We start from the raw sequence: 24,351 nt of genomic DNA on the forward strand, positions 1-24,351 counted from the left end.
CTTCGGGAAGGAGCCGCGGACACGGCCGGGCATGCCACCGCGCACCAACGGGAACGTGTCGGCGTAACCCGAAAGTAACGCACGGGTCTTGCGTTTCCCCCGCGGTCACCGCAAAGGTATGGCTCCATTCCATTGGGCCCGACGCGGGAGCTCTGCCATGACGCTGGAAGACACCGACACCACCGGGAGCGGCAACACCCCACCGGACAACTACCTCGAACGCCGGACCCTGCGCCGCGGCAGCGCGGGCTGGCTGCTGCTCACCGGGCTCGGCGTCGCCTACGTCGTCTCCGGCGACTTCTCCGGCTGGAACATCGGTCTGTCCAAGGGCGGCTTCGGCGGACTCGCCGCCGCCACCGTGCTGATGGGCCTGATGTACGCCTGTCTCGTCTTCGCGCTCGCCGAACTGTCGGCGATCCTGCCGACCGCGGGCGGCGGCTACGGTTTCGCGCGCCGGGCACTCGGCACCTGGGGCGGGTTCCTCACCGGAACGGCCATCCTCATCGAGTACATCCTTGCCCCGGCCGCCATCTCGATCTTCATCGGCGACTACGTGGAATCGCTCGGCCTGTTCGGACTGGAGTCCGGCTGGCCCGTCTATCTCGCCTGCTTCGCCGTGTTCATCGGCATCCACCTGTGGGGCGTGGGCGAGGCGCTCCGCTTCAGCCTCGTCGTCACCGCGATCGCCGTCGCCGCGCTGCTGATCTTCGCCGCAGGTGCGTTCACCGACTTCCAGGTGAGCGGGCTCGACGACATCCCGGTCGACAAGGACGCGGTGGGCTCCAGCTCCTGGCTGCCGTTCGGACTGCTCGGCATCTGGGCCGCGTTCCCGTTCGGCATGTGGTTCTTCCTCGGCGTGGAGGGTGTGCCGCTCGCCGCCGAGGAGGCCAAGGACCCGGTCAGGTCCATGCCGAAGGCACTCGCGCTGTCGATGTCGATCCTGGTGCTGCTCGCCCTGATCACCTTCTTCGCCGCCACGGGCGCCCGCGGCTCGGCCGCGATCCAGGAGGCGGGCAACCCGCTCGTGGTGGCACTCCAGGGCGACGGCGACCCGACGGCGCTGAGCCGCTTCGTCAACTACGCCGGACTCGCCGGCCTGGTCGCGTCGTTCTTCTCGCTCATCTACGCCGGTTCGCGCCAGCTGTTCGCCCTGTCCCGGGCCGGGTACCTGCCCCGCTTCCTGTCGCTGACGAGTCGCCGCAAGTCGCCGTACCTGGGCCTGCTGATCCCCGGCGCCATCGGTTTCGCGCTCGCCGCGGGCACCGGCGACGGGGCGCGGATGCTGAACATCGCCGTCTTCGGCGCGACGATCAGCTACGCCCTGATGGCGCTGTCCCACATCGTGCTGCGACGGCGCGAGCCGGACCTGCCGCGTCCGTACCGCACCCCCGGCGGTGTGGCGACCTCGTCCGTCGCCTTCGTGCTCGCGCTGTCCGCGCTGGTGGCGACCTTCCTGGTGGACAAGGACGCGGCGTTCACGGCGCTCGCCGTGTACGGCGTGGCTCTCGCCTACTTCGCCTTCTACAGTCGGCACCGTCTCGTGGCCCGTGCCCCGGAGGAGGAGTTCGCGGCACTCGCCGCGGCCGAGGCCGAACTGGCCCGCGACTGACCGCCGGGCGTACGGACCCGGTATCCGGATGCCCGGGCGGCGGGGCACCGGGTCCGAACGCCCCGGCGTCCGGACGGACGGGGTCCTTCCGCCCGGCCGGACGCCGAGCGCCGCTACGGCCGGGGACCGGTCGCCGCGACGGCCACCCGCGCAGGCGCCGACGGCCGGGAAGGCCCCGGCGGCGCCCGCGCACCGGCAGGCGCCCACCCCGCCGACAACACAACCCGACTGCCCAGCACGACCGACCGACACGACCGCACGACACGACCGGAGGACCCGCGACCGTGACCCAGCCGCTCATCGGGGTCAGCACGTACCTGGAGCAAGCCTCGTGGGGCGTGTGGCGACTGCCCGCCGCCCTGCTGCCGGCCGGCTATCCGCGTCTCGTCCAGTCGGCCGGGGGCATCGCCGCGATGCTGCCGCCGGACGAGCCGGGCCGGGCCGCCGCGACCGTGGCCCGGCTCGACGGGCTGGTCGTCGCGGGCGGGCCCGACGTCGAACCCGTACGGTACGGAGCCGAGCCCGGCCCGCGCACCGGCCCGCCGGCCCGGGAGCGGGACGCCTGGGAGCTCGCCCTGATCCGGGCGGCACTCGACGGCGGCACCCCGCTGCTGGGGATCTGCCGGGGCATGCAGTTGCTGAACGTCGCGCTCGGCGGCACGCTCGTCCAGCACCTCGACGGGCACGTGGAAGCCGTCGGCGTCTTCGGCCGGCACCCCGTGACTCCGGTCGCGGGCACGCTGTACGCCTCGCTGGTGCCGGAGGAGTCGTCGGTTCCGACCTACCACCACCAGTCCGTCGACCTCCTCGGCGACGGCCTCGTCGTATCGGCGCACGCCCACGACGGCACAGTGGAGGCCGTCGAACTCCCGGACCCGGCCTGGGTGCTCGGTGTGCAGTGGCACCCGGAAATGGCCGACGACACCCGCGTCATGGCGGGCCTCGTCCGCGCCGCCTCCTGACCGATTCCGACGGGCGGGAGCCCCCGGCCCGCACCCACCGCCGATGACCCTGCGGGGCGGGCCGGGGCTTGCTCCACGGGTCCGGTGCACGGCACACGCGCCGCGCACCGGACCCCGCCCCGCCTCGTCGCTCCGCCCGGACGCAGCCCCAACCACCGCCTTGCGGCCTCCCCCAGAGTGGCCGGCCCACGAGGTGCGGCCCGGACGCGCCCGCGAGCCGGCGCGCCGCCTGCGTCCCCGGCCCCGGGTCCTCAGGTCCCTGATCGCGTCAGCGACAGGAGGTCGCGGGCCGGGCCCGTGGGGCGGTGGCCGTGGGGCCAGACCGCGCGGAGGTCGCGGCGGAGCCGGACCGCCTCGACGGGGATGCGGACGAGCCGGCGGGACGCCAGTTCCTCGGTCACCGCGAGTTCGCTGAGGACCGCGGGGCCGGCGCCGCTGACGGCGGCCGCCTTCACCGCGGTGGTGGAGGCGAGTTCGAGCAACGGCTCGGCGAGGCCACCGTGGCCCGCGAGCGCCGAGTCGAGCACCTGCCGGGTGCCCGAGCCGCGCTCGCGCAGCACCAGAGGGGTGGCGGCGAGCTTCTCGGGCGACAGCGGAGAACGCCGCCGAGCCCACTCGTGGCCGGGCGCCGCGACGACCACGAGCCGGTCGTGGCCCACGACCGCGCCGTCGAGTCCCTCCGGCACGGCGAGGCCCTCGACGAAGCCGAGGTCGGCCTCGCCACGCAGCAGCCGCTCAGCGACCGCCGCCGAGTTGCCCGCCAGCAGGGACACCGCGGTGCCCGGGCGCTCCTGGCGGAGTGCGATCAGCCAACCGGGCAGCAGGTACTCGGCGATGGTCATGCTGGCGGCCACCCTCAGCCGGGAGTCGCGCCGGTCCCGCAGCGCCTGCGCCCCGGCGTCGAACGCCTCGGCCGCCTCCACGATCCGCCGCGCCCAGTCCGTGACCAGCGCGCCCGCGGCGGTCAGCCGGGAGCCGCGCGGCGAGCGGTCCACCAGCGCGACGCCCAACTGCCTCTCCATGGACCGGATCCGGCTGCTCGCCGCGGGCTGGGTGATGCCGAGCTCGCGGGCGGCCCGCCCCAGGCTCCCGTGCCGGGCCACCGCGAGCAGCAGTTCCAGCGCGGCCAGATCGGGCACCCGGTGGGCCACCGGTCCGCGTTCCCCTTCGCTCATAAACCCAGCTTATGGGGCCATAGCGATGCCGTGCCTGGTGGGCGGCCCGCCGGGGCCCGAAGGTGGAACCATGGTCATCGTCGCCCATCCCCGCACCCCCTCCCCCGCCGTGCCGCCCGGCACGACCCGGCCCGCCCCACCGCTGAGCCGTCTCGGGCCGAATTGGTACTCCGCCGTCATGGGCACGGCCGCGGTGGCCATCGCGGGTGCGTCCCTGCCGGTGGGGCCCGCGGGACCGCGGGACGTGCTGGAGGCGGTCTGGGTGCTGTCCGCACTGGCGCTGGCCGCTCTGCTCGTCGCGCGCGCCGCGCACTGGGCCCACCACCACGACCGGGCGCGTGCAGATCTGCTCGATCCGGCGGTCGCCCCGTTCCAGGGCTGTATGGCGATGGCGCTCCTCGCCGTCGGCATCGGCTCCCTCACGGTCGGCGGGGGCGTCATCGGGGAGCACGCGGCGCTCGTGACGGCGACGGCGCTGTTCGCCGCCGGCACACTGGCGGGACTCACGGCGGCGGTGGCGGTCCCGTACCTGCTCGTCACCCGGCGCCGGGTGGCGGCGAGGGACGCGTCCCCGGTCTGGCTGCTGCCGGTGGTGGCCCCGATGGTGGCGGCCACGCTGGGCGCGCTCCTCGTGGGCAGGGTGCCCGCCGGACCGTGGCGACGGGCGGCGCTCCTGGGCTGCTACGGGCTGTTCGCCGTGAGTCTGGCCGCCGTGCTCGTCATCCTGCCGCTGGTGATCCTGCGGCTCCTGCGCGAAGGCCCTCCGCCGCTCGCCGCCACACCGGCACTGTTCCTGGTGCTCGGGCCGCTGGGCCAGTCCACGACCGCCGTGCACAAGCTGGCGAACGTGGCCCCCTCGGCGGTGGGAGGGGCGGACGGGGCGGTCCTGGGCTCCTTCGCGACCGCCTACGGGAGCGTCGCGCTCGGTCTCGCGCTGCTGTGGCTCCTCCCGGCCGCGGCGCTCGTGGTGCGGGCGGCCCGCCGGGGCATGCCGTTCGCGATGACCTGGTGGGCGTTCACCTTCCCGGTCGGTACGTGCGTCACGGGGGCGGCGGCGCTGTCGGCGCGCACCGGTGCCGCCGTTCCTGCCTGGGCGGCGGCCGCGCTGTACGCCTTCCTGGTCGCGGCCTGGGCCGTGGCCGGGACCCTCACGCTGCGGGGTCTCACCGGCGGAGCGCTGCTCGCAGCTCCGTCGGCGCCGCCGCCAGCGACGGCCCGTACCAGGTGAGCATGCGCCCGTCCACGAGCGCGGCGGGGATCCCCGGGAACGCCTCGGGGCCGTCGTCCGCGGTGAAGCGGTAGGGCTCGTCGGGAAGCACGACGAGGTCCGCCCCCGCGGCGGCCAGCTCGTCCGGCGGGATGCGGGGGTAGCGCTCCGGGTGTGCGGCGTAGACGTTCTCGATGCCGAGCCGGGCGAGCAGATCGCCGGCGAAGGTGTCGCGGCCGAGGACCATCCAGGGACGCCGCCACACCGGCACCACCGCGCGGCGCGGCTCGGCCGGCGGTTCGACGGCGTCCCAGGCGGCCTCGGCGTCGTCGAGCCATCGGGGCCGGGGGACGCCGCAGGCGTCGAGGACCCGCTCCAGTTCGGCGAACGCCTGGGGGAGGGTCCGCACCTCGGTGACGAGCACGTCGAGCCCCGCGGCGCGCAGCGCGGCGAGGTCGGGCTCCCGGTTCTCCTCCTCGTTGGCGACGACGAGGTCCGGCCGCAGCGCTACGACCGCCTCCACGTCCGGGTTCTTGGTGCCGCCGATCCTGGCGGCGGCGAGGCCGGCGGGGTGGGTGCACCAGTCGGTGGCGCCGGCCAGCAGCCCGGGCGCGCTGACCGCGATGGCCTCGGTGAGCGAGGGCACCAGGGACACGACCCGCGTCACAGTGCGACGGCCTCGATGTGGTCGGCGACGGCGACGACGACGAGGCGGGTGCCGGGGCGGGTGGCGCGCCAGCGGTGCAGCACCCCGCCGGAGAGGAAGAGCGTGTCGCCCTTCTCCAGCCGGTGGGCACGGCCCTCGGCCTCGACCTCCGCGCCGCCGTCGGCCACGTACATCAGCTCGTCGTTGCGGTGCTGGTGCTCGCCTCCGGCGTCCTGCTCGCCGGTGAACTCGACGGCGTGGAGCTGGTGGTGACCGCGCACCAGATGGCGCACGCCCGGCCGGGCGGCGAGGGCGGCGTCGTCGGCTCGGACGACGTCGACGACCCGGCAGGAGTCGGCGGCGGCGAGCAGTTCGGCGGCGGTCGTCTCCAGCGCGTCGGCGACCCGGTGCAGCGAGCGCATGCTGGGCCGGGCCCGTTCGTTCTCGATCTGGCTGAGGAAGGGCACGGACAAGCCGCTGCGTCCGGCGACGGCGGCGAGCGTGAGATCGAGGGCACGGCGCCTTCGGCGGACGGCGGAGCCGACCCGGAGCGCTTCCTTGTCTCCCATGACTGAGGTCCCTCCCTCCTCTCTGTACCTTACGCACGTTCCGGCCCGGGCAACCCTCCGTTGCCCCAGCCGCAACGGCGAGGACCCCGCCACGTTATGTGACGGGGCCCTCACCGGTGGGGGGATTCAGTTGGTCTGGTGCGGCTCTGAGCCGTTCGCCGCGGACTGGCCCACGGGCGTCCACTTGTCGGCGAGGCCGGGGTTCTCCTTGAGCCAGGCGCGGACCGCGTCCTGCTCCTTGCCCTTGCCGGTCTCCTGGATCTTCGCTTCCAGGCCGGTGAGCTGCGCCTCGGTCATCTCGAAGCCCTGGAGCCACTTGCCGACCTGCGGGTTCTCCTCGGAGAAGCCCTTGCGGGCGAGGGTGTGGATGCCGTCGCCCTTGCCCCAGGTGCCCTTCGGGTCCTTCAGCTTCCTCAGGTCGTAGGCGCTGTAGACCCAGTGCGGCGACCACAGGGTGGTGACGATCGGCTCCTTCTTGTCGTACGCCCGCTTCAGCTCGGCGAGCATGCCGGGGGTGGAGCCGTCCACGACCTCGTACTCGCCCTCCAGGCCGTACTCCTTGAGGACCTTGTCCTTGAGGAGCCCCATCATCCCGGCGCTCGGCTCGATGCCGACGATGCGGCCCTTGAACCGGCCCGCCTTGCCCTTGAGGTCGTCGAGGGAGTCGACGTCCTTCATGTACGCGGGCACGGACAGCTCCAGGGAGGTCGGGCCGTACCAGGAACCCTTGTCCTCCAGTTTGTCCCGGTACCTGTTCCAGTACTGAGCGTGGGTGACCGGGAGCCAGGAGTCCGTCTGGAAGTCGATCTGCCCGCCGGCGAGACCGGTGTAGAGCGAGCCGGCCTCCAGCTGCTTGGCATCGACCTCGAAGCCGCGGCGCTCCAGCAGCTCCTTCCACAGGAAGGTGGAGGCGATGCCCTCGTCCCACGGGATGTAGCCCACGGAGATCTTCCTGCCCTGGCCGACGTCGCCGGCGCCGCCGGGCCCGGAGGACTTGGCGCCGCCGAACACGCCCATGCCGCCCGCGACGAGCGCGAGGATCACGACGCCGACCACGGCCACGACGGGCTGGGGACGGTGGTCCCGGATCCTCGGCCCGCCGGCGGCGGCCCTGGCCCGGGCGAGCGCCCGGCGGCCGAGGGGCGAGACCTGGCGGCCCAGCGCACCCGTCATCCGGTCCAGGTACATGGCGAGGATGACGATGGAGACGCCGGCCTCGAAACCGAGTCCGATGTCGACGTTGCCGATGGCGCGGTAGACGGCGCCGCCGAGTCCGCCGCCGCCGACCATTCCGGCGATGACCACCATGGACAGGCCGAGCATGATCACCTGGTTGACGCCGGCCATGATCGTGGGCAGGGCGAGCGGCAGCTGCACCCGGACCAGCGTGTTGCGCGGAGTGGTGCCGAACGCCTCCGCGGCCTCCACCAGCTCCTCGTCGACCTGGCGGATGCCCAGCTCGGTCATGCGCACGCCGGGCGGCAGCGCGAAGACGATGGTGGCGATGATGCCGGGGACCACGCCGACGCCGAAGAAGATGATGCCGGGGATCAGGTAGACCATGGCCGGCATCGTCTGCATGAAGTCCAGGATGGGCCGGATCACCGCGCTGACGGTCTTGGAGCGGGACGCCCAGATGCCGAGCGGGACCGCGATCACCAGCGTGACGATGGTGGCGACGAGCACCAGCGAGAGGGTCGACATGGCGTCGTCCCACAGCTCGACGGAGTCGATCAGGGCGAAGCCGGCGAAGGCGAGACCGCCCGCGAGCAGACCGCGCAGCCACCCGGCCACGACGGCGAGGATGCCCGCGAAGAGCAGCGGCTCGGGCGCGGAGAGCGCCGCGTCGATGCCGTCGTACATGCCGGTGACGACCGAGCTGACGGCGTCGAAGAGCCAGGAGAGATGGGACTGGAGCCAGTCGACGCCGCCGTCGACCCAGTCGCCGAGGGGAAGCCTAGGCACGTGCGCTCACCTGCTTCCGCTCCGGCAGGCGGACCGGGGAGTCGCAGGGCACCGGCTCACCGGGCTCGTCGCCGACGAAGCCGATCAGCCGGGACTGCGGCACGACGCCGACGACCCCGCCCGAGGCGTCCTTGACGGCCACGGGGTGCGGGACGCGGGCGCTGACGGCGCACACGTCCGCGACGAGGGTGTCGGGCGTGACGGTCTCGCAGCCGCACGCGTCGGCCTCGCCGCCGCTCTGCGGCTCGGTCATGACGGTGGCGGCCGTGAGCACCCGGGAGCGGTCCACGTCCTGGATGAAGGAGGCCACGTAGTCGTTGGCGGGGCGGACCAGGATGTCCTCGGCGGTGCCGAGCTGGACGATCCGGCCGTCGCGCATCACGGCGATGCGGTCGCCGAGGCGCATGGCCTCGTTGAGGTCGTGGGTGATGAAGACGATGGTCTTCTTCAGCCGCTTCTGCAGTTCGAGCAGCTGGTCCTGCATGTCGCGCCGGATCAGCGGGTCGAGGGCGCTGAAGGACTCGTCCATCAGCAGCAGGTCGGCGTCCGTGGCGAGGGCCCGGGCGAGGCCCACACGCTGCTGCATGCCGCCGGACAGCTCGTCCGGCCAGGACCCCTCCCACCCGGCGAGGCCGACGAGCTCCAGCGCCTCGGTGGCGCGGCGCTCGCGCTCGGGACGGGCGACGCCCTGAACCTCCAGGCCGTAGGCGGCGTTCTCCAGCACGCTGCGCTGGGGGAACAGCGCGAAGTGCTGGAAGACCATGCTGATCTTGTTGGCGCGCACGTCGCGGAGCCCGCGGGCGCTGAGCGCGGTCAGGTCCTGGCCGTCGAAGAGGACGCGTCCGGCGGTCGGCTCCAGAAGTCCGTTGAGCATGCGCAGCAGCGTGGACTTGCCGGACCCGGAGAGACCCATGACGACGAAGATCTGGCCCGGCTCGACGGAGAACGAGGCGTCGATCACCGCGGCTGTCGTTCCGTCGGCGCGGAGCTCGTCACGGCCGGACCCGCTCTCGAGCCTGCGTACCGCCTCGTCGGGTCGTCTGCCGAACACCTTGTACAGATGCTCGGCCTGCAGCCTGGACACATACACCTCACGCGTCGAACCGAAAAACGGCCCGCTTCCCCCGGCGGCGGGCCGTGGAGCGGGCGGCTTCTGCCCGCTTCCCCGCGTCCTCACCGGTTGAAGGCGCAACGGGGTCCGCTCCGGCGCCGCGCCTGCCCCGGCGCCGGGGGGCCAAACGCCGGAGTGATCCAGTTCACGGGCGTGTCGGCAGGTCACGAGCGGTCGCGGGCGGCGCGGACGGTCGGTCGGCATGTCGGCATGCCGGCCGGTGTGCGCAGCTTGGGGAGCCCGGGTCGCGCAGGCGCCCGGTAGGTCGGCCGGTTCGCGGAGGACCGGGCGTTGTCGGCGGCGTACGGCATCATTCGGACTGTGACGCGACGCCTGATGCTCCTCGACACCGCCTCGCCGCGTCTTACCATGACCCGCATGACGAAGCAGCACGCGCCGAGACGCGTGATCGGGTACGCCCGAATCTCGAAGGCCACCGACGAGTCAACCTCGATCGAACGGCAGCGATCCATCATCGCCGATACGTGCCGCGCCCGTGGCTGGGCCCTGGCCGAGATCGTCGAAGACATCGACGTGTCCGCCACGAAGACCGGCCTTGATCGGCCTGGCCTTGCCCGCGTCCGTGACGCCGTCGCTGCCAAGCGTGCCGACACCGTGCTCGTCTGGCGCATCGACCGCGTGGCTAGGTCGATGTCGAACCTGTCCAACCTGGTCGATGAGTGGGCCGGGCACGGGGCGGCGCTGGTGTCCGCGACGGAGCCGTTCGACATGACGACGTCCGCCGGAAAAATGCTGATGCAGATGCTCGGCGTTTTTGCCGAGTTTGAAGCAGCCACCATCCGCGACCGAGTCACGGCTGCCCGCGCCGCCCTCGTCAAGGCTCGCCGTTACCCCGGCGGTGCTGCGCCGTTCGGCTACCGCGTCGTCGACAACCCCAACGGCCCCGGCAAGGCCCTCGCTGTCGACCCCGTCGAAGCCGCGTACGTCCGCAAGGCGGCCGACATGATCCTCGGCGGTGCATCGACGTACGCCGCGACCGCCGCCCTCAATGCAGCCGGCTCGACTCCCCGCAAGGCTGCCAAGTGGTCGCTCACCTCACTGCGTATCGTCCTGACGCAGGACGCGTCGCTTGGCTACATGACGCATCACGGGAAGGTCGTCCGCGACGACGACGGCGCGCCCGTCCAGGCGTGGGAACCGATCCTCCCCGAAGAGGACATGGCCCGGCTGCGCGTGCTCCTCGCGCCGACGAAGACCCCAGGGGGGGAACGCAAGCGCCGTGCCCGGCTCCTGTCCGGCGGGCTGCTGCGGTGCTCGTCGTGCGGCGGATCGCTGCGCGTGAACCAGACCGGGGGTAAGAACCCAACGACTCGCTACTCGTGCCAGGGGAAGTCAGACGGCACCGGCTGCGAGCGGGGCGTGTCCATCGTCGCCGACCGCATAGAGGAGCACATCGAGTCGGTCTTCCTCGGTACGGTCGGCCGGTACGAGGTCGTCGAGGTCCGCGAGACCGTCCGCGAGGTCGCCGACCTGGCAGCCGTCGAGGCGGAGCTCCAGGCCGTGTCGGCGGAGTTGCGCGAGGTCGACGACGACGATCGTGAGGCGGTGCTGTGGTCGAACATGAAGACCTTGAAAGCGCGGAAGCGGGAGCTGCTGGCCGCGCCGTCGGAGCCGGTCGTCGAGATGATCCCGACCGGTCAGACGTTCAAGGAGGCGTGGGAGTCCCGAGACACCGACGGTCGACGCGGGCTGCTTGAGAGCGCGTTGCGCCACATCGTGATCAAGCCTGGCGTGCGTGGTCGGCGCGGTGTCGACGCGTCCCGCGTGGATATCCACTGGCGTGACGGCGACGGCGTCGAGCTGGCCGACTGACCGACGTTTACACGCGCCCCGGTGTCCTGGACGGATGCCGGGGCGTTCGTCGTTCCTACGGGCAGCAGTGAAATGTGGCTAGCGCCACTGGTCAAGATCGAGCAGAAGCCGGGGGCGCTGGCGCACTTCTCATATGGGACGCGGTGGCGACGCCGGGCACGGCGCGGGCGATGACCTGGGGCGATGACCGGGGTGTGTCTTCTTTTGCGCGGACAGGACGGAACTAACGTCACTCACTATTTTCCAGCTAGTAGTAGCAGCAGCAGCTACTTACTTATTAAAGGGAGAGTGACGTTCCTACGTCCTGTCCGCACGAAAGTAGACACACCCCAAAGGGCGCGCCTTGCCTCCGCGCAGCCCCGCCCCGCGCTGGACCTCCCGAAGTGATCAGGCTCACCCAACGCGGTGCACACATTTCGTGATTGCTGGCCCACTTCTAAAACGTCCGCCCCGCACGAGCAGGGCGTCCCCCGCTGGCGTACTTCCAGTACGTCCCACCATGCCGACCCCGGAGGCTCCCCGATGCCACCACCCACCCCCGGCCCACCAACCGAGGCGGCCCGCGCGGTCGCCACCCTCGCTGCCCTGGCTGACGCAACCAACCGCTACCACCGCGAACGCGCACGCCGCCCGTTCATGATGAAGCTGGACACCGGCCTGTCCGTCGAACTGCCCGGCCCCGCCGTCCTCGCGGACATCGTCCTGCCGGTGCTCAACGCCAGACGGGACATCCGCAACGACGACGGCTGCATGGTCGACCTGACCGCTCCCGCCATCGACGGCGAGCCGGCTGCCGTCGGCCTGGCCGAACTGATCGACGGCGTCCGCGCGTTCATCGCCGCCCTGCCGGAGGACCACACCGCCGGACGCCCGTACTGCGACCTGCGGCTGTTCATCCTTGCGGCCATGCCTGTGACCGTGGCGGGATACCTCCGCAACGTCGCCGACGCGGTGCGCCGTAGTTTGCCTCGTGTGGTTCGCGCCCCGCGTGAGCGACGGAAGCAGACTCCCGAGGAACGCCACGCCGCCAAGCGCGCATTCGACGCCGCGACCCGCGCCGAGATCCGCGAAACGGACCGCCCGAGCCAGGAAGCCGCTGCCCGCTATCTGCTGCTGCTGCAAGAACGGTCAGGCCCAGGCGTCGTGATCGCTCCGAAGGACCTGCACAAGCGGTACGCCACGGCGGCAGCCAGCTCGGACAGGGTCGAACCGATCGGCCGGAACAAGTTCTTCGAGATCGCCGACATCGCTGTCGGCCCCCGCACCCGTCGGCGCATCGACGGCAAGCCACAGCCCGCGTACGTGACCAGGGAGGTTCCACAGATGACCCGTGAAGAGCGCAAGGATCTCGCCCGCCTGATCGTCGCGAAGATGGCCGAGGACATCCGTACCGATGCCCTCGCTGGCTTCGCCGCCCTGGCCGAGGAGCAGAACACCCTGGTCGCGGCCGTCAACGAGGCCATCCGTCCGGCGAAGGTCGTGAAGCTCCGGAAGGTCGTCTGACCGTGCCGACCACCGCGCCCCGCGCGTCACCAGGACGCCACTGCTGACCGACTGACGACCGAGCACGCCCCGCCCGGCCCCAACCCCACCCGCTGCCCGGCATCGCGCCTGGCGGCGGGTTTCTTCATGCCTGAAACGAGGAGGCCTCCATGGCCGCACCCACGAACGTTTACACAACGACCGACATCGCGGCCATGCTGGCGAATCCCCACTGCCCGCCGCAGCTGCGTGCGAACTGGGATCGACTCACAACCACCGCCGCGTACCACGCCGCAGCCGTCCGGCGTCGTGACATTCCGGCGCTGCGTGTCGGCGATGACGCCGAAGACGTCGATTACTGGCGCGCCCAGAACGACAGCGCGCTCGGCCACCTGAGCAGCGCGCTCGCCCGCCACGAGGCGATCATCCCCGCGCTCATCGCCGGTGCCGACCCGTACGCCTTCGCTGCCACCCGCTGACCCGAAGGACCACTCATGCCCTCGCTCATCAACGTGCTCTCCATTGCCCGCTGGACGGCGCTGATGTTCGTCGCCGCACTGCTCCTGCTGGCCGTCTGACGCCCGCGAACGACCACACACCGACCAACCCACCGGGGCCGTATTGGAACGCCGCAGTGCGGCCCTTGGCCATGCCTGGAGAACCCCGTGAACCTCAAGCGTCTGCACCCCGGCGATCACGTCCATGCGACGCGCCTCGCTGACCTGCTCCCAGACCTCATCGACAACCGGCCGGGCGCGTACGAGCCCATCGTCCGCGTGCACTGGGCCGTGAATGCCGAACTCAGCCGCCGCCAGATGGCGACTGTCCCGCTCGGCTCGATGGTGCGTCTCATGCGAGCGGCCGGATGGACCATCCAGACCACGACCCGCGACGGCCGACGCAGCACGTACGTGCTCGACCTGGCGCTGATGGGTGGTGCCGCGTGACCACCAATCGCCTGCCCGTTCCCGACATCGACCAGCTGCCAGCCGACGACCACCAGTACGCCACCCGCATTGCTGCGGCTCTACCGTTCGTCGTCTACCGCGCTTCCGACACTGACCGCGTGAAGGTCGCCGACGTTACCCGCGTCGTCCAAGGCACGCTCCGGGCCATGGGTGCTGACTACCGCGTACCCGACGCCGCAATCGGCTGGTACTTGCAGCTGATCGGTACCCGATGCGATGCCGAGCCGGACGGTTCGGTGTTCGTGTATGGCCTGCATTTCACCGCTCGCGATGACCGATACGGCGGCCCGCAGCCGAGCAGGCCCAGACGGAAGACCAACGAAAACACCCGGCCGAAGCGGTCGACCGATACACCTCGCCCACCGCGTCCTCCGCGCCCGATCCAGCGCACGGTCGCTGATGACATCGACGCCAAGATTCGCGCCGCGCTGGGTCCCGAGCGGACCGATCCCGGCCGCCGCCCCTGACCTCGTTTACACACCTAAGGAGACCCACATGTCCGAGCTCATTGAGATCACGACCAACGCCGTCACCGACCCGACCGCCCCGGTCGGCAGCGAAGCCAACCCGATCCCCATCCGCGTTCCGCAGCCCGCCCCGGACCCGGCCGACGTCGCCATGGCTAACCTGCCCATCGCTGCTGACCACCACCTCGCCGAGTTCAGCCGCAACGCCGACTTCTCCGCGAACCTGGACCCGGCCACGCGTCAGCTCGTGAACGAAGCGTCCTCGGCCCTTCGGCGCACGATCGGCATCGCCGACGTCGCCGCCGCGCAGGCTGACGGTTACCTCCGCGACGACACCATGTTCCCGGCTGGCCGCGAGCGACTCGCCCGCGAGACCACCGACAAGGCGCAGAGCGATATCGCCGCCGCGTTCGAGGAAGCCGACGTCCGCCTGGAGGTTGCCCAGGCGTCGCTGTACGAGGCTGCGCGCCCGACCATGCCCAATGGCGAGGCCGGTACGGCGCGTCAGGACGCGGTCATGATCCTGGACGGTGCCCGTTCGGGCGGTCCGAGTGCGCTCGTGGATGCCGTCCGGCAGCTCGCCCGGCGGGACGACGCGGTCGGCGCTCTCGTGGCCGGTCCGTGGCTGTCCGACTACATGGCCGCGCGCGGCGTCGACGGCGACCTTCGCCCGGCGGTGGTGAACGCCGTTCGCGCTGCGGTCATCGACACGGCGGCGCGTTCCGGCGACCGGAAGCGCTCGGCTGCGGGACGGACGTCCCAGGCCCTCACGTCGGTCCAGAAGGCCCGTGCAGCTGCTTCGACGTACACGCGGCTGAAGCTCGGCCGCTGACATCAGCCGGCTGGGGGTAGGCCGCCCGCGTAGGGATGGGTGGCCTTCCCCGTCCGGTGTCCAGGAAGGACCCATGAGCGACGACCCTTTGACCATCATCGCTCGGTACTTGGTACCGCCGCGTGACCCAGACTTCGCCGCCGCGATGCGCATCGCCGATGCGTTGGTACGTGGCGATGACCCGCCCGCCGCCGATTGGTTCGCGTTCGAGGGCCGACGTGCCCGCGTCGTCCACCTCATCGCCAATCAGATCCAGATGCCGACCGACAGCGACCGCGCGCTCGTGTACGGGGCGTTGGCCGACCTCCGCGCGATGGTCTGCGACGACGCAGCGTGACGAGCGACCTGGGGGCTGACCCCTCCGGCCACGGGGACAGGAAGCGCGGGGGAGGGGCTTCCCAGGTCCGCTATCTATTTCAAAGTTGAACTACCACCTTCCGTAAGGAGGCAACGCCTATGGGTACTCGCCCAGGTGCGCAGCGGGGCGGGTACGTACCGCGCGCCGCGAAGACCATCCGCCGTCTCGCGATGGACCACGGCTACCCCGTCCCCGACCTGCCGCCCGTCAAGGAGTGGACCGACTACGAGCAGTCCCTCTGGGCTGCGTACTGGCAGTCCCCGCAAGCCGCCTGCTGGGGTGACGAGCTGCGCCCGGTCGTCGCCGCGCTGGTGACGCTGCAAGCGAAGCAGATGGTCTCCAGCATCGCCGCCCACGAGTCCAAGTTCGTCGCCGACACCCTTGATTCGCTCGGCGTCACGCCTACGGCGATGGCCCGACTCGGCTGGGAGCTCGAAGATGACTGACCGACGCGCAGGCAAGAAGCCGAAGCCGGAGCGGGGCGGCGACAGCAACCTGTGCCCGCAGCACCGGCGCTACGTGTACCGAGGTACGACGTGCCAGTGGTGCGCAGCCGGATACCCCGCTATCGCCGAAAACCAGATGGTCACCATGAAGGGCGAGATCGTCGAAGTCGCGTCTGCCGAGGTCCACGCAAACGGCGACGACCTCCGCGCGCGAATCGCCGACCTCGCCTGAGCAGGCCCGCGTGACCCTGCACACAAGGTCCTCCCAGGACCGGTCTCCGTGTCTCACGGTTCCCGCGCCATTGTCTGACGCACCCCGGAGGCCCGCATGACCGAACGCCGCATCGCCGCCCGCATCGATGACGAGATCTCCGCCATGGTCGACGAACTGACCGCCGGTGGAGACACGAACCCGTCTGACGTTCTCCGCGCCGCCCTGCGCATGTACTACGGCGTCTCACGCCGTGCCTGGGCCATACGCGACGGCGACGACCTGCGCCCGGCAGTGATCGGGTTCTCCGTCGACCCGTCCAACGCCCACCAGCTGACGCCGGTGCTGCTCCGCCGGAACGCACGGGCGTAAGACATCCCAAGGCCCCGTTGGGCGTCGTTTACACGCGACGTCTGACGGGGCCCTTTTGCGTTGTCCGACGCCGCCCCGGCTGCGTCCGCGCCCCGCGTTGGCCGAAACCGCACCCTTGACCGCCTCAGTCGCGCGGGAGGAGGTTCGTAGAAGTCTGTGCAACCCGCAGGACCACGGAGGGGATCATGGCGCTACGGTTCATCGCGAAGGACCCGAACACGGACGGGGCGAACTGTCCGACGGTTTGGGTGGACGAGGAGAAGCAAGAGCTTGTGTTCCAGGGGTGGACGGTCGACGACGGCACGCGCGCTGAGTGCCTGAAGACGGGTCCCATCCCCGACAGTGAGACCGTTGTGCGGCTGCCGATGCGCATGGTCGCCGCTATCCGGGAGGCATGCGATGCCGCAGACGGCACCGCCGTTCGCTGAGCTGCTGGCGAACTGCCAGAGGTCCGCCGTGCATCTGGAGATGCGCGACTTCTACGACGACCCCGACGAGGCTCCTCGCGTCGCCGCGTGGAAGGCGGGGCACCGACCGGACCCGAACGACCGCGCGTCCTGGTGGCGGCCGTGGCTGGACATGGTGGCCGAGACGGTCGTCCGTGGCGTAGTCATCCGGCGTGCCCGGATCGTCTCGGAGCCCGTCAGCGAGTACACGCGCTATCTGTACGACGGCACGTTCACGAACGTCGCCGCCGGTGAGCAGATCCGCTGGCTGCCGCGCCGGAACGCGTCTGACCTGAGTCTGCCGGGCAACGACTTCTGGGTCTTCGATGACCAGCTGGTCCGGTTCGGCTACTTCTCCGGCGACGGCGCGTACCTCGGCGACGAGGTCGACGACCGCCCGGCCGTCGCCAAGCTCTGCTCGTCGGCGTTCGAAGCCGTCTGGGAGCGCGCCATCCCGCACGACCGCTACAAGATCTGAGGCACCACACCACCGATGGCCCGCTCCCCGTCATCCAGCGTCCAGGCCGCCCGCGAGGCGTTGGCTGCCCGCCTACGGGAGATCCGCCTGGATGCTGGGCTGACGGCTCGGGAGATCGCCCTACGAGCCGGCTGGCACCCGTCCAAGTCCTCCCGCATCGAGAACGCCGTCACCCCGCCGTCTGACGCCGACATCCGGGCATGGTGCAACATCTGCGGCGCGGACGAGCAAGCCGCCGATCTGATCGCCGCGTCCCGCTCGGCCGAGTCGATGTACGTCGAGTGGAAACGGCTCCAGCGCACTGGGCTGCGGCGACTCCAAGAGTCCTACGTGCCGTTGTTCAAGCGCACCCGCACGTTTCGGATCTACTGCTCCAACGTCGTGCCCGGGCTGCTCCAGACGCCCGCCTACGCAACCGCGCTGCTGTCTGAGATCACGGCCTTCCGCGAGGCCCCGAACGACGTAGCTGAAGCCGTCGCCGCGCGCATGGACCGCTCACGTGTCTTGCGCGAGGGTGATCACCGGTTCGCGATCCTCGTCGAGGAAGCCGTCTTGCGGTACCGCATGGGCAACGCCGAGGTGATGGCCGGGCAGCTCGGACACCTGCTCTCGATCATGTCGCTCCCGGCGGTCTCGCTCGGCGTCGTGCCGTTCTCGGCCGAACGGGGCATGTGGCCGCTGGAGACGTTCTCCATCTACGACGCCGAGCAAGCTCAGGTCGAGCTGCTGACGGCGGCCGTCACGGTCACGGCCCCGTCCGAGGTCGCGCAGTACGCCAAGGCGTTCAGCCGCGCGGCCGACCTTGCCGTCTACGGCACCCATGCGCGGGCGCTGATCGCGGACGCCATAGCCGCGCTCGGCTAGGTCGCGTGCAATTCTGTGCAACTTCGTGGATGCCCTGCCTGGCTGGTTCTTAGCGTGGTCGGCATGGTGCGCACGAGACGAGGGGGCACGGTGACCGAACCCACGCGGTATTCCACTCCGCCTGTAGAGCTGCCTATCGAGAGGTGGCTGCTGGACTGCTCCCCCGCCAACGGCTGTGGCGTGTGCATGGCTCTGGTGCGGGAGCGTCGGTCCGCCCTGGACCGTGGCGACCAGCGGAAGGCGTACGAAACGAGCGCCGAGATCAGGAACCACCCGCACGGAGGCCGAGCATGACGCGCGCGGTGCTGCGGTATGTCGAGCACACGATCCAGCACCTCCCAGACGGCGGCGTCACAGCCGAGCTGTTCTGCGTCGCGCACGACTGTGGCGAGTCCTCCGGCCCGCAAGGTGACCCGGACGACGCTCAGGACTGGGCGCTCAGGCACACCGGGCGTACCGGTCACGACGTGTTCCGGCGCGAGTACACCGACCACGCCCGCGTGACGCGGAACGAGTAGGCCCCCTGTCCGGCGACGGCGAGCAACGCAGTCGGACGCGCCCGGTACCGCCCCCGTCAGGCCGATTCCCCCGTCGGCCCGGCGGGGGCTTTCGCGTTTTCCCAGGTCACAGAGCTGCGCTCGCTCCGAGCAGCGTCTTACTTTCGGGCTCTCGCCGGACGGACCGGCGACGAGGAGGCGACGACATGGCTAACGCGACGGTGGGCAAGGGCGCGGCGGTACACCTGGTGAAGGCGGACGGGGAGCTCGCGTGCGGGAAGTCTGGCGACCAGCACGACGCGTCGGACCGCGACGTCACGTGCAAGTCGTGCATGAAGCTCACGGCTGACCTTCCGCCGGTCGAGCCCACCCCGGAGTCGAAGCCCGCGAAGAAGGCGCGGAAGCCCAAGAAGGCCAAGGCCGACGAGCCCCGCGCCACCGAGCCGCGTACGACCAAGGTCTTCGCTGCGACCAAGCACACCGAGACAGCCGTCAGCATCCACGGCGTCCGCTGGGCAGCGGTCGTCCGCGCGACGGGCGCGCTTACGGCGTCCGTGAACTGCGCGGAGTATGGCTTGATGGACGCTGCCGACAAGTGGATGGCTCTTTGCATTGACCACGGCGAGCAGGAGTTCCACAGCACGCACCGCGACGCGTGGACGGCTCGTCGTCGTCCGCAGGACTGGTGCGACGGTTGCGCCGCGATCGTGGCGGGAGGCACCGCCTGACGCCCGACTAACGCCACGAACGCCTTCGCCACCCCCGGCGGGGGCGTTTCGTAGTTTGGGGCGACCAGTCGGCGAGCAGTGCGATCCTGGGCCCATGACGACGCGCCCACGTAAGTGTCTTTTGCTCGATACTTCTTCCCTGTACTTCCGCGCCTACTACGGGGTTCCGGACTCCGTGCGCGCCCCCGACGGCACGCCGGTCAACGCCGTGCGCGGGCTGCTCGAGTTCATCACCCGGCTGGTCCAGGACCACCGCCCGGACGAGCTGGTGGCCTGCATGGACGCGGACTGGCGGCCGCAGTGGCGGGTCGAGCTGATCCCCTCGTACAAGGCGCACCGGGTCGCGGTGGAGACCGAGGCCGGGCCGGACGAGGAGGAGGTCCCGGACACCCTGTCGCCGCAGGTCCCCGTCATCGAGGAGGTCCTGGACGCGTTCGGCATCGCGCGGGTGGGCGTCGCGGGATACGAGGCGGACGACGTGATCGGCACGCTCACGGCACGCGCCACGGGCCCGGTCGACATCGTCACCGGCGACCGCGACCTGTACCAGCTCGTGGACGACGCCCGCGGGATCCGTGTGCTGTACCCCCTGAAGGGCGTCGGCATGATGCAGGCCACCGACGAGGCGGTGCTCCGCGAGAAGTACGGAGTGGACGGCCCCGGTTACGCGGACCTCGCACTGCTGCGCGGTGACCCCAGCGACGGGCTGCCCGGGGTGCCGGGCATCGGCGAGAAGACGGCGGCGAAGCTCCTGGCCGCACACGGCGACCTGGCCGGGATCATGGCCGCTGTCGACGACCCCGCGTCCGGGCTGACGCCGTCCCAGCGCAAGCGGCTGGACGAGTCGCGGCCCTATGTGGCGGTCGCCCCGAAGGTGGTCCGGGTCGCGGGCGACGTACCGCTGCCCGCCTTCGATCCGGCCCTGCCGAAGGAGCCCCGCGACCCGGCCGCACTGGAGGAACTGGCCGCGCGCTGGGGCCTCGGTAGGCCCGTGGGCCGGCTGCGTACGGAGCTGGCGGCCGCGAAACCGCTCGACTGAGGTGTTAACTTAGGCAAGCCTAAGCACCTAGAGTCAGGGGAGACCGCCGTGGCAGAGACAGCCGCCCGCAGGGCACCGCAGGTCCATGAGGCGCGGGTGCTGCGTACGGAACGGATCACCCCGCACATGGTGCGGCTCGTCCTCGGCGGCGAGGGACTGGCGTCGTTCGCCCCGGAGGGGTTCACGGACCACTACGTGAAGGTCGTCTTCCCGGTGCCCGGCGTGGCGTATCCCGAGCCGTTCGACATGGCCCGCATCCGCGAGGAACTCCCCCGCGACCAGTGGCCGAGCAATCGCACGTACACCGTCCGCTCCTGGGACGCCGTCCACCGCGAGCTCGTCATCGACTTCGTCGTCCACGGCGACGAGGGTCTCGCGGGGCCGTGGGCGGCCCGTGTGCGGCCCGGTGAGACGGTGCGGCTGCTGGGCCCCGGCGGTGGCTACGCCCCGGACCCGGCGGCGGACTGGCATCTGCTCGCGGGTGACGAGAGCGCGCTTCCGGCCATCGCCGCCTCGCTGGAGCACATGCCGGTGGGCGCCCGGGTCCATGCCTTCGTCGAGATCTCCGGTCCCGAGGAGGAGCAGAAGATCGCCACGCCTGACGGGGTGACCGTCACCTGGCTCCACCGGGGTGCCCGTCCCGTCGGCGAGGCACTGATCGCCGCGGTGCGCGACCTGGACTTCCCCGAGGGGGTCGTGCACGCGTTCGTCCACGGCGAGGCGGGCGCGGTGCGCGAACTGCGCCGCCACCTCCGGCTGGAGCGGGGCGTCCCGCGCGAGCGGCTGTCCATCTCGGGTTACTGGCGCCTGGGCAAGTCCGACGAGGCCTGGCGCGAGATCAAGCGCGACTGGAACGCGGAAGTGGAGCGCGAGCAGGAGGCGTAGGGGCTGTCCCGCGCTCAGAGGACCGGCACGCCGACGGCGCAGCCACCTTCGGCGGCACGGGCACGGGTACGAGCACCGGCACGCGACCGCCGTCGCCGCCAAGGACGGCACCCCGCGACGCAACCGCCGTCGCCGGCACCGCCGGGCGCGACCGTCGTGGCCGCGGCCGTGCTCCTGCCCGGGACGGCCGGCCGGGGCGTCCCGTCCGAACCGCGGGGCGCACACCACCGGGTGCTCCCGCGCACCCCGCGGGGCGCCCACCACCGGTGCTCCCGCGCACCCGGCCACCGTCCGTCCCTCCGGCCTCAGCGCGCGGCCGTTTCCGCTGCTCACGGCCCTGCTGCCCCCCTCCGCCGGTCCGCCGGCCGGGCCGCCGCGGCCGGCGGGTGATCCGGCCGGGACACGGACGCGTAAAAAGTTCGGCGGGACGGCAGTCAAGACCCGCTTTCGCTCCGTATAGGGGAAGTGACACCCGCGGCGACGCAGGTCCGAAGAGGGACCGGCCGGAGCGGCCCGCGGCGAGGGGAGAGCGGTGAAGGAACCGATACACATCACAGGGGCACCATCGGCGGGGCCGGGACTCGACGAGCTGCTCGTCCGGGTCGCGCGCGGCGATCAGCAGGCCTTCTCGCGTGTGTACGACGCGGTCTGCGGACCGGTACTCGGCGTCGTGCGCGGGGTGTTGCGCGATCCGGCGCAGTCGGAGGAAGTGGCCCAGGAGGTCCTGGTCGAGCTGTGGCGTACGGCCGCGCGCTACCAGCCCTCCCGTGGCTCCGCACTCACCTGGACCCTCACCCTCGCCCATCGCCGCGCCGTCGACCGCGTACGCTCCGCCCAGGCCGCCGTCGAACGCGAGCAGAAGGCCGCGCGGCTCAGCGGCACACCGGCGTTCGACGACGTCGTCGAACAGGTCGAGGCCCGGCTGGAACGGGAGCAGGTACGGCGCTGTCTGCGCACGCTGACCGAGCTCCAGCGCCAGTCGGTGACCCTGGCCTACTACCGCGGACTCGCCTACCGGGAGGTCGCGGAACTGCTCGCGGTGCCGCTGGGCACCGTCAAGACACGGATGCGCGACGGGTTGATCCGCCTGCGCGACTGCCTGGGGGTGAACGCATGAGCGCCGCGAAGGGAGCGGGGCGGGACGCCGAACTGCACACGCTGACCGGCGCGTACGCCCTCAACGCGCTCGGCGACCGGGAACGCGCCCGGTTCGAACGGCATCTGGCCATGTGCCCGGCCTGTGAGCAGGAGGTGCGGGAGCTCGGAGCCACGGCGGTACGGCTGGGCCTCGCCGCGACCGAGACCCCGCCGTCCGCGATGAAGTCCCAGGTGCTGGCCATGATCTCGACCGTGCGCCAGGAACCGCCGAAGGTCGCGGCCGCGGAGGCCGGCCGCATCCCGGGCCCGGTGCGCAGGGCCCGCCCGGCCGGCCGGCGCAGGCTCTCCGGGTTCGTCCTGGCCGCCTGTGCCGCGGGGCTCGCGGCGCTCGGCGGCGTCGCGGTCGTGCAGCAGCGCGCCGCCGAGGAGGCTCGGACCGAGGCCCGTGAGGCGGCGGAGCTGGCCCAGCGGCGCACCCAGGCGCTGGCGGACGTCCTCACCGCGCCCGACGTACGCACGCTGAGCACCGCACTCGGGGAGGGGGCGACGGGCACGGTGGCCGTCTCCCGCGAGCGTGACCGCGCCGTGTTCCTCGCTTCCGGCCTGCCCAGGCCGGCCGGCGGCAAGGTGTACCAACTCTGGTTCGCGGACGGCGACACCATGCGTCCTGCCGGGCTGCTCACCTCGACGGGCGGTTCGGAGGCACTGCTCATGGACGGCGCGGTGGGCCTGGCGACGGGCATGGGCATCACCGTCGAACCGTCCGGCGGCTCCCCGGCCCCGACCTCGGAACCGCTGGGTCTGCTCGGCTTCCCCGCCGGGTAGCGCGGACGTTCCCGCCCGCGGGGCGGGGCGGGTTCCCCCCGCCCGGGCAGGACGGGAGTTCCCGCCCGCGCCCGGGAATGCGGGAGTTCCCGCCGGGCCGCGCGGGCGGCGCCGTCTCGGCCGCCCGGTCGTCGCCGGGCGCGCCACGGATGGGGCGGGGGCCGCCCGCTCGTCGCGGCGTCCGTACGCCCGGGGAACGAGGGTGCGCGGCCGCGCCCGGCTGCTGCCGCCCGCGCCCCGGGCCCGCCTGTCCGGCCGGGGTACCGCGGCCTCCCGCGCCCCGTACGCTGGCCGGATGAGCGGCGCGGACAAGGCGGATCGGGCGGACCGGGTCGCCGGGGCGGTGCTCGGCTCCGCCGTCGGCGACGCGCTGGGCGCGCCCTTCGAGTTCGGACTGCCCGGCGTGTACACGGCCCGGTTCCCGGACGGTGTGGGAGAGATGTGCGGCGGTGGCGGCTGGGACCCCGGCGAAGCCACTGACGACACCCAGATGGCGGTCCTCGTCGGTGAGTCGCTCCTGGAGCGCGGCGGGTTCGACCCCGCCGACATGTTCGACCGCTTCCGTCGCTGGGCCGCGGGCGAGCCCAAGGACATCGGCCTGCAGACCGAACAGGTGCTGGGCAGCGGTGACCCCTGGGACCTGGCGGCCGCGCTGCACTTCCAGGTCAACGGCCGTGCGGCGGGCAACGGTTCACTGATGCGGGCGGCAACGTCCGCCGTGTACTTCGCCGGCGCCGGCCGCGCCGCGACGATGGCGGCGGCCCGCCGGATCGCGGCGCTCACCCACGGCGACTCCGCGGCGTGGGAGGGCACGGCGGTCCTCCACGAGCTGATCCGGGTGGCACTCGAAGGGAACGACCCGGTGTCCCCCGGCGCGGTCACCGCCGCGCTCGACGAGGTGCACACGGACCACCGGGAACGTTGGGCCACCGTCCTCGCGCCGGACTGGCACCCGGACGACGCGACCGAGTTCAACGGGGCGGTCTGGCCGTGCCTGGGGTCGGCGCTCTGGGCGCTGCGGGCGACGTCGTCCTTCGAGGAGTCGCTCGGTGCGGCGATCGACCTCGGCGGGGACACGGACACGGTGGCGGCGGTGACCGGAGCCCTGTCCGGGGCGGTGTACGGCGCGGGGGCGATCCCCGCCCGCTGGACGCGTCCCCTTCACGTCCCCCTCCCGGGCCACGGCCCCCGGGTCCTCCGCACGCGGGACCTGCGGCTCCTGGCGCTCACGCTCGCGCGCTAGCGGGACGTCCGGACGCGGCACTCCGGCCTTGCGGG

The 24,351-nt window shown here is 71.9% G+C and carries 28 protein-coding genes; 23 read left to right on the forward strand and 5 right to left on the reverse strand.

From position 1 onward, the window contains the following. Positions 1–157 precede the first annotated feature (157 nt). Together eat and BLT82_RS21025 are read left to right on the forward strand one after the other, a co-directional pair. Entirely contained in the window at positions 158–1,609 is a 1,452-nt protein-coding gene (eat, locus tag BLT82_RS21020) for an ethanolamine permease (protein ID WP_093657110.1), read from the forward strand. A gap of 284 nt (positions 1,610–1,893) precedes the next feature. Continuing rightward, positions 1,894–2,571: a gamma-glutamyl-gamma-aminobutyrate hydrolase family protein gene (locus tag BLT82_RS21025; RefSeq protein ID WP_093657112.1), complete on the forward strand. Its 678-nt coding sequence runs from the start codon at positions 1,894–1,896 to the stop codon at positions 2,569–2,571. Positions 2,572–2,822: 251 nt separating this feature from the next. Here the strand turns inward: BLT82_RS21025 and BLT82_RS21030 are convergent, their stop codons facing one another. After that, positions 2,823–3,746 (reverse strand): LysR family transcriptional regulator, encoded by a 924-nt coding sequence (locus tag BLT82_RS21030; protein ID WP_208867996.1) that lies wholly within the window; start codon positions 3,744–3,746, stop codon positions 2,823–2,825. Between the two features lie 70 nt (positions 3,747–3,816). On the opposite strand from BLT82_RS21030, the gene BLT82_RS21035 reads away from it, so the two are divergent. Then, positions 3,817–4,974: an SLAC1 family transporter gene (locus BLT82_RS21035; protein ID WP_093657116.1), complete on the forward strand. Its 1,158-nt coding sequence runs from the start codon at positions 3,817–3,819 to the stop codon at positions 4,972–4,974. On the opposite strand, the gene BLT82_RS21040 is transcribed toward BLT82_RS21035, so the two are convergent. The 4 genes from BLT82_RS21040 to BLT82_RS21055 form a co-directional block, all read right to left on the reverse strand. After that, positions 4,910–5,620: a helical backbone metal receptor gene (locus tag BLT82_RS21040; protein WP_093657118.1), complete on the reverse strand. Its 711-nt coding sequence runs from the start codon at positions 5,618–5,620 to the stop codon at positions 4,910–4,912. The two genes, BLT82_RS21035 and BLT82_RS21040, sit on opposite strands and share 65 nt — an antisense overlap. Beyond that, positions 5,617–6,168: a helix-turn-helix domain-containing protein gene (locus BLT82_RS21045; protein WP_093657120.1), complete on the reverse strand. Its 552-nt coding sequence runs from the start codon at positions 6,166–6,168 to the stop codon at positions 5,617–5,619. The genes BLT82_RS21040 and BLT82_RS21045 overlap by 4 nt, the downstream gene beginning before the upstream one ends. A gap of 126 nt (positions 6,169–6,294) precedes the next feature. Continuing rightward, positions 6,295–8,133, reverse strand: a complete 1,839-nt coding sequence (locus BLT82_RS21050; RefSeq protein WP_093657122.1) for an ABC transporter permease/substrate binding protein — start codon at positions 8,131–8,133, stop codon at positions 6,295–6,297. Beyond that, complete coding sequence (locus BLT82_RS21055; protein ID WP_093657124.1) at positions 8,126–9,217, reverse strand: quaternary amine ABC transporter ATP-binding protein; 1,092 nt, start codon at positions 9,215–9,217, stop codon at positions 8,126–8,128. The genes BLT82_RS21050 and BLT82_RS21055 overlap by 8 nt, the downstream gene beginning before the upstream one ends. A gap of 405 nt (positions 9,218–9,622) precedes the next feature. Between BLT82_RS21055 and BLT82_RS21060 the strand changes: the two genes are divergently transcribed. From BLT82_RS21060 to BLT82_RS21155, 20 genes are all read left to right on the forward strand, one after another. Next, entirely contained in the window at positions 9,623–11,077 is a 1,455-nt protein-coding gene (locus BLT82_RS21060) for a recombinase family protein (protein ID WP_167746053.1), read from the forward strand. Positions 11,078–11,599: 522 nt separating this feature from the next. After that, entirely contained in the window at positions 11,600–12,580 is a 981-nt protein-coding gene (locus BLT82_RS21065) for a hypothetical protein (protein ID WP_143041513.1), read from the forward strand. A 149-nt stretch (positions 12,581–12,729) separates the two neighbouring features. Continuing rightward, positions 12,730–13,038, forward strand: a complete 309-nt coding sequence (locus BLT82_RS21070) for a hypothetical protein (protein ID WP_093657130.1) — start codon at positions 12,730–12,732, stop codon at positions 13,036–13,038. A gap of 186 nt (positions 13,039–13,224) precedes the next feature. Continuing rightward, positions 13,225–13,506: a hypothetical protein gene (locus BLT82_RS21075; protein ID WP_093657132.1), complete on the forward strand. Its 282-nt coding sequence runs from the start codon at positions 13,225–13,227 to the stop codon at positions 13,504–13,506. Further along, positions 13,503–13,994 (forward strand): hypothetical protein, encoded by a 492-nt coding sequence (locus BLT82_RS21080; protein ID WP_093657134.1) that lies wholly within the window; start codon positions 13,503–13,505, stop codon positions 13,992–13,994. The genes BLT82_RS21075 and BLT82_RS21080 overlap by 4 nt, the downstream gene beginning before the upstream one ends. Positions 13,995–14,022: 28 nt before the next feature. Then, positions 14,023–14,826: a hypothetical protein gene (locus BLT82_RS21085; protein ID WP_093657136.1), complete on the forward strand. Its 804-nt coding sequence runs from the start codon at positions 14,023–14,025 to the stop codon at positions 14,824–14,826. Between the two features lie 73 nt (positions 14,827–14,899). Then, the gene (locus tag BLT82_RS21090; RefSeq protein ID WP_093657138.1) at positions 14,900–15,163 is read left to right on the forward strand and encodes a hypothetical protein; all 264 of its coding nucleotides are present in this window, start codon (positions 14,900–14,902) and stop codon (positions 15,161–15,163) included. A 119-nt stretch (positions 15,164–15,282) separates the two neighbouring features. Continuing rightward, on the forward strand, positions 15,283–15,630 hold the full coding sequence (locus BLT82_RS21095; protein ID WP_093657140.1) for a hypothetical protein: 348 nt from the start codon (positions 15,283–15,285) through the stop codon (positions 15,628–15,630). Beyond that, positions 15,623–15,862, forward strand: a complete 240-nt coding sequence (locus BLT82_RS36855) for a hypothetical protein (RefSeq protein ID WP_143041514.1) — start codon at positions 15,623–15,625, stop codon at positions 15,860–15,862. Before BLT82_RS21095 ends, BLT82_RS36855 begins: the two co-directional genes overlap by 8 nt. Before the next feature lie 96 nt (positions 15,863–15,958). Beyond that, on the forward strand, positions 15,959–16,213 hold the full coding sequence (locus BLT82_RS21100; RefSeq protein WP_093657142.1) for a ribbon-helix-helix domain-containing protein: 255 nt from the start codon (positions 15,959–15,961) through the stop codon (positions 16,211–16,213). A 185-nt stretch (positions 16,214–16,398) separates the two neighbouring features. Continuing rightward, entirely contained in the window at positions 16,399–16,641 is a 243-nt protein-coding gene (locus tag BLT82_RS21105) for a hypothetical protein (RefSeq protein WP_093657144.1), read from the forward strand. Continuing rightward, positions 16,613–17,137: a DUF6879 family protein gene (locus tag BLT82_RS21110; RefSeq protein ID WP_093657146.1), complete on the forward strand. Its 525-nt coding sequence runs from the start codon at positions 16,613–16,615 to the stop codon at positions 17,135–17,137. Before BLT82_RS21105 ends, BLT82_RS21110 begins: the two co-directional genes overlap by 29 nt. Positions 17,138–17,152: 15 nt before the next feature. Then, complete coding sequence (locus BLT82_RS21115) at positions 17,153–18,001, forward strand: helix-turn-helix domain-containing protein (protein ID WP_093657148.1); 849 nt, start codon at positions 17,153–17,155, stop codon at positions 17,999–18,001. A 290-nt stretch (positions 18,002–18,291) separates the two neighbouring features. Further along, positions 18,292–18,519, forward strand: a complete 228-nt coding sequence (locus BLT82_RS21125) for a DUF7848 domain-containing protein (RefSeq protein WP_093657152.1) — start codon at positions 18,292–18,294, stop codon at positions 18,517–18,519. A gap of 185 nt (positions 18,520–18,704) precedes the next feature. Continuing rightward, a complete protein-coding gene (locus BLT82_RS21130; RefSeq protein WP_093657154.1) occupies positions 18,705–19,226 on the forward strand; it encodes a hypothetical protein in 522 nt (173 codons plus the stop codon). 94 nt (positions 19,227–19,320) lie between these two features. Beyond that, positions 19,321–20,265, forward strand: a complete 945-nt coding sequence (locus tag BLT82_RS21135) for a 5'-3' exonuclease (protein WP_093657157.1) — start codon at positions 19,321–19,323, stop codon at positions 20,263–20,265. A 48-nt stretch (positions 20,266–20,313) separates the two neighbouring features. Then, entirely contained in the window at positions 20,314–21,150 is an 837-nt protein-coding gene (locus BLT82_RS21140; protein ID WP_208867997.1) for a siderophore-interacting protein, read from the forward strand. Positions 21,151–21,682: 532 nt separating this feature from the next. After that, the gene (locus BLT82_RS21145; RefSeq protein WP_093657161.1) at positions 21,683–22,267 is read left to right on the forward strand and encodes a sigma-70 family RNA polymerase sigma factor; all 585 of its coding nucleotides are present in this window, start codon (positions 21,683–21,685) and stop codon (positions 22,265–22,267) included. After that, entirely contained in the window at positions 22,264–23,073 is an 810-nt protein-coding gene (locus BLT82_RS21150; RefSeq protein ID WP_093657163.1) for an anti-sigma factor, read from the forward strand. The genes BLT82_RS21145 and BLT82_RS21150 overlap by 4 nt, the downstream gene beginning before the upstream one ends. 295 nt (positions 23,074–23,368) lie before the next feature. Then, a complete protein-coding gene (locus BLT82_RS21155; protein ID WP_093657383.1) occupies positions 23,369–24,316 on the forward strand; it encodes an ADP-ribosylglycohydrolase family protein in 948 nt (315 codons plus the stop codon). Positions 24,317–24,351 lie beyond the last annotated feature (35 nt).

Source organism: Streptomyces wuyuanensis, from assembly GCF_900103455.1.
GTDB classification, from domain to species: Bacteria; Actinomycetota; Actinomycetes; order Streptomycetales; family Streptomycetaceae; genus Streptomyces; species Streptomyces wuyuanensis.

Bases quoted from the DNA above. Each gene is read 5' to 3' on its own strand.
- BLT82_RS21135 (WP_093657157.1), top strand. From the start codon at position 19,321: ATGACGACGCGCCCACGTAAGTGTCTTTTGCTCGATACTTCTTCCCTG.
- BLT82_RS21030 (WP_208867996.1), bottom strand. From the start codon at position 3,746: ATGAGCGAAGGGGAACGCGGACCGGTGGCCCACCGGGTGCCCGATCTG.
- BLT82_RS21115 (WP_093657148.1), top strand. From the start codon at position 17,153: ATGGCCCGCTCCCCGTCATCCAGCGTCCAGGCCGCCCGCGAGGCGTTG.
- BLT82_RS21035 (WP_093657116.1), top strand. From the start codon at position 3,817: ATGGTCATCGTCGCCCATCCCCGCACCCCCTCCCCCGCCGTGCCGCCC.
- BLT82_RS21100 (WP_093657142.1), top strand. From the start codon at position 15,959: ATGACCGAACGCCGCATCGCCGCCCGCATCGATGACGAGATCTCCGCC.
- eat (WP_093657110.1), top strand. From the start codon at position 158: ATGACGCTGGAAGACACCGACACCACCGGGAGCGGCAACACCCCACCG.
- BLT82_RS21125 (WP_093657152.1), top strand. From the start codon at position 18,292: ATGACGCGCGCGGTGCTGCGGTATGTCGAGCACACGATCCAGCACCTC.
- BLT82_RS21155 (WP_093657383.1), top strand. From the start codon at position 23,369: ATGAGCGGCGCGGACAAGGCGGATCGGGCGGACCGGGTCGCCGGGGCG.
- BLT82_RS21085 (WP_093657136.1), top strand. From the start codon at position 14,023: ATGTCCGAGCTCATTGAGATCACGACCAACGCCGTCACCGACCCGACC.
- BLT82_RS21090 (WP_093657138.1), top strand. From the start codon at position 14,900: ATGAGCGACGACCCTTTGACCATCATCGCTCGGTACTTGGTACCGCCG.
- BLT82_RS21110 (WP_093657146.1), top strand. From the start codon at position 16,613: ATGCCGCAGACGGCACCGCCGTTCGCTGAGCTGCTGGCGAACTGCCAG.
- BLT82_RS21095 (WP_093657140.1), top strand. From the start codon at position 15,283: ATGGGTACTCGCCCAGGTGCGCAGCGGGGCGGGTACGTACCGCGCGCC.
- BLT82_RS21150 (WP_093657163.1), top strand. From the start codon at position 22,264: ATGAGCGCCGCGAAGGGAGCGGGGCGGGACGCCGAACTGCACACGCTG.
- BLT82_RS21070 (WP_093657130.1), top strand. From the start codon at position 12,730: ATGGCCGCACCCACGAACGTTTACACAACGACCGACATCGCGGCCATG.
- BLT82_RS21130 (WP_093657154.1), top strand. From the start codon at position 18,705: ATGGCTAACGCGACGGTGGGCAAGGGCGCGGCGGTACACCTGGTGAAG.
- BLT82_RS21105 (WP_093657144.1), top strand. From the start codon at position 16,399: ATGGCGCTACGGTTCATCGCGAAGGACCCGAACACGGACGGGGCGAAC.
- BLT82_RS21065 (WP_143041513.1), top strand. From the start codon at position 11,600: ATGCCACCACCCACCCCCGGCCCACCAACCGAGGCGGCCCGCGCGGTC.
- BLT82_RS21060 (WP_167746053.1), top strand. From the start codon at position 9,623: ATGACGAAGCAGCACGCGCCGAGACGCGTGATCGGGTACGCCCGAATC.
- BLT82_RS36855 (WP_143041514.1), top strand. From the start codon at position 15,623: ATGACTGACCGACGCGCAGGCAAGAAGCCGAAGCCGGAGCGGGGCGGC.
- BLT82_RS21045 (WP_093657120.1), bottom strand. From the start codon at position 6,168: ATGGGAGACAAGGAAGCGCTCCGGGTCGGCTCCGCCGTCCGCCGAAGG.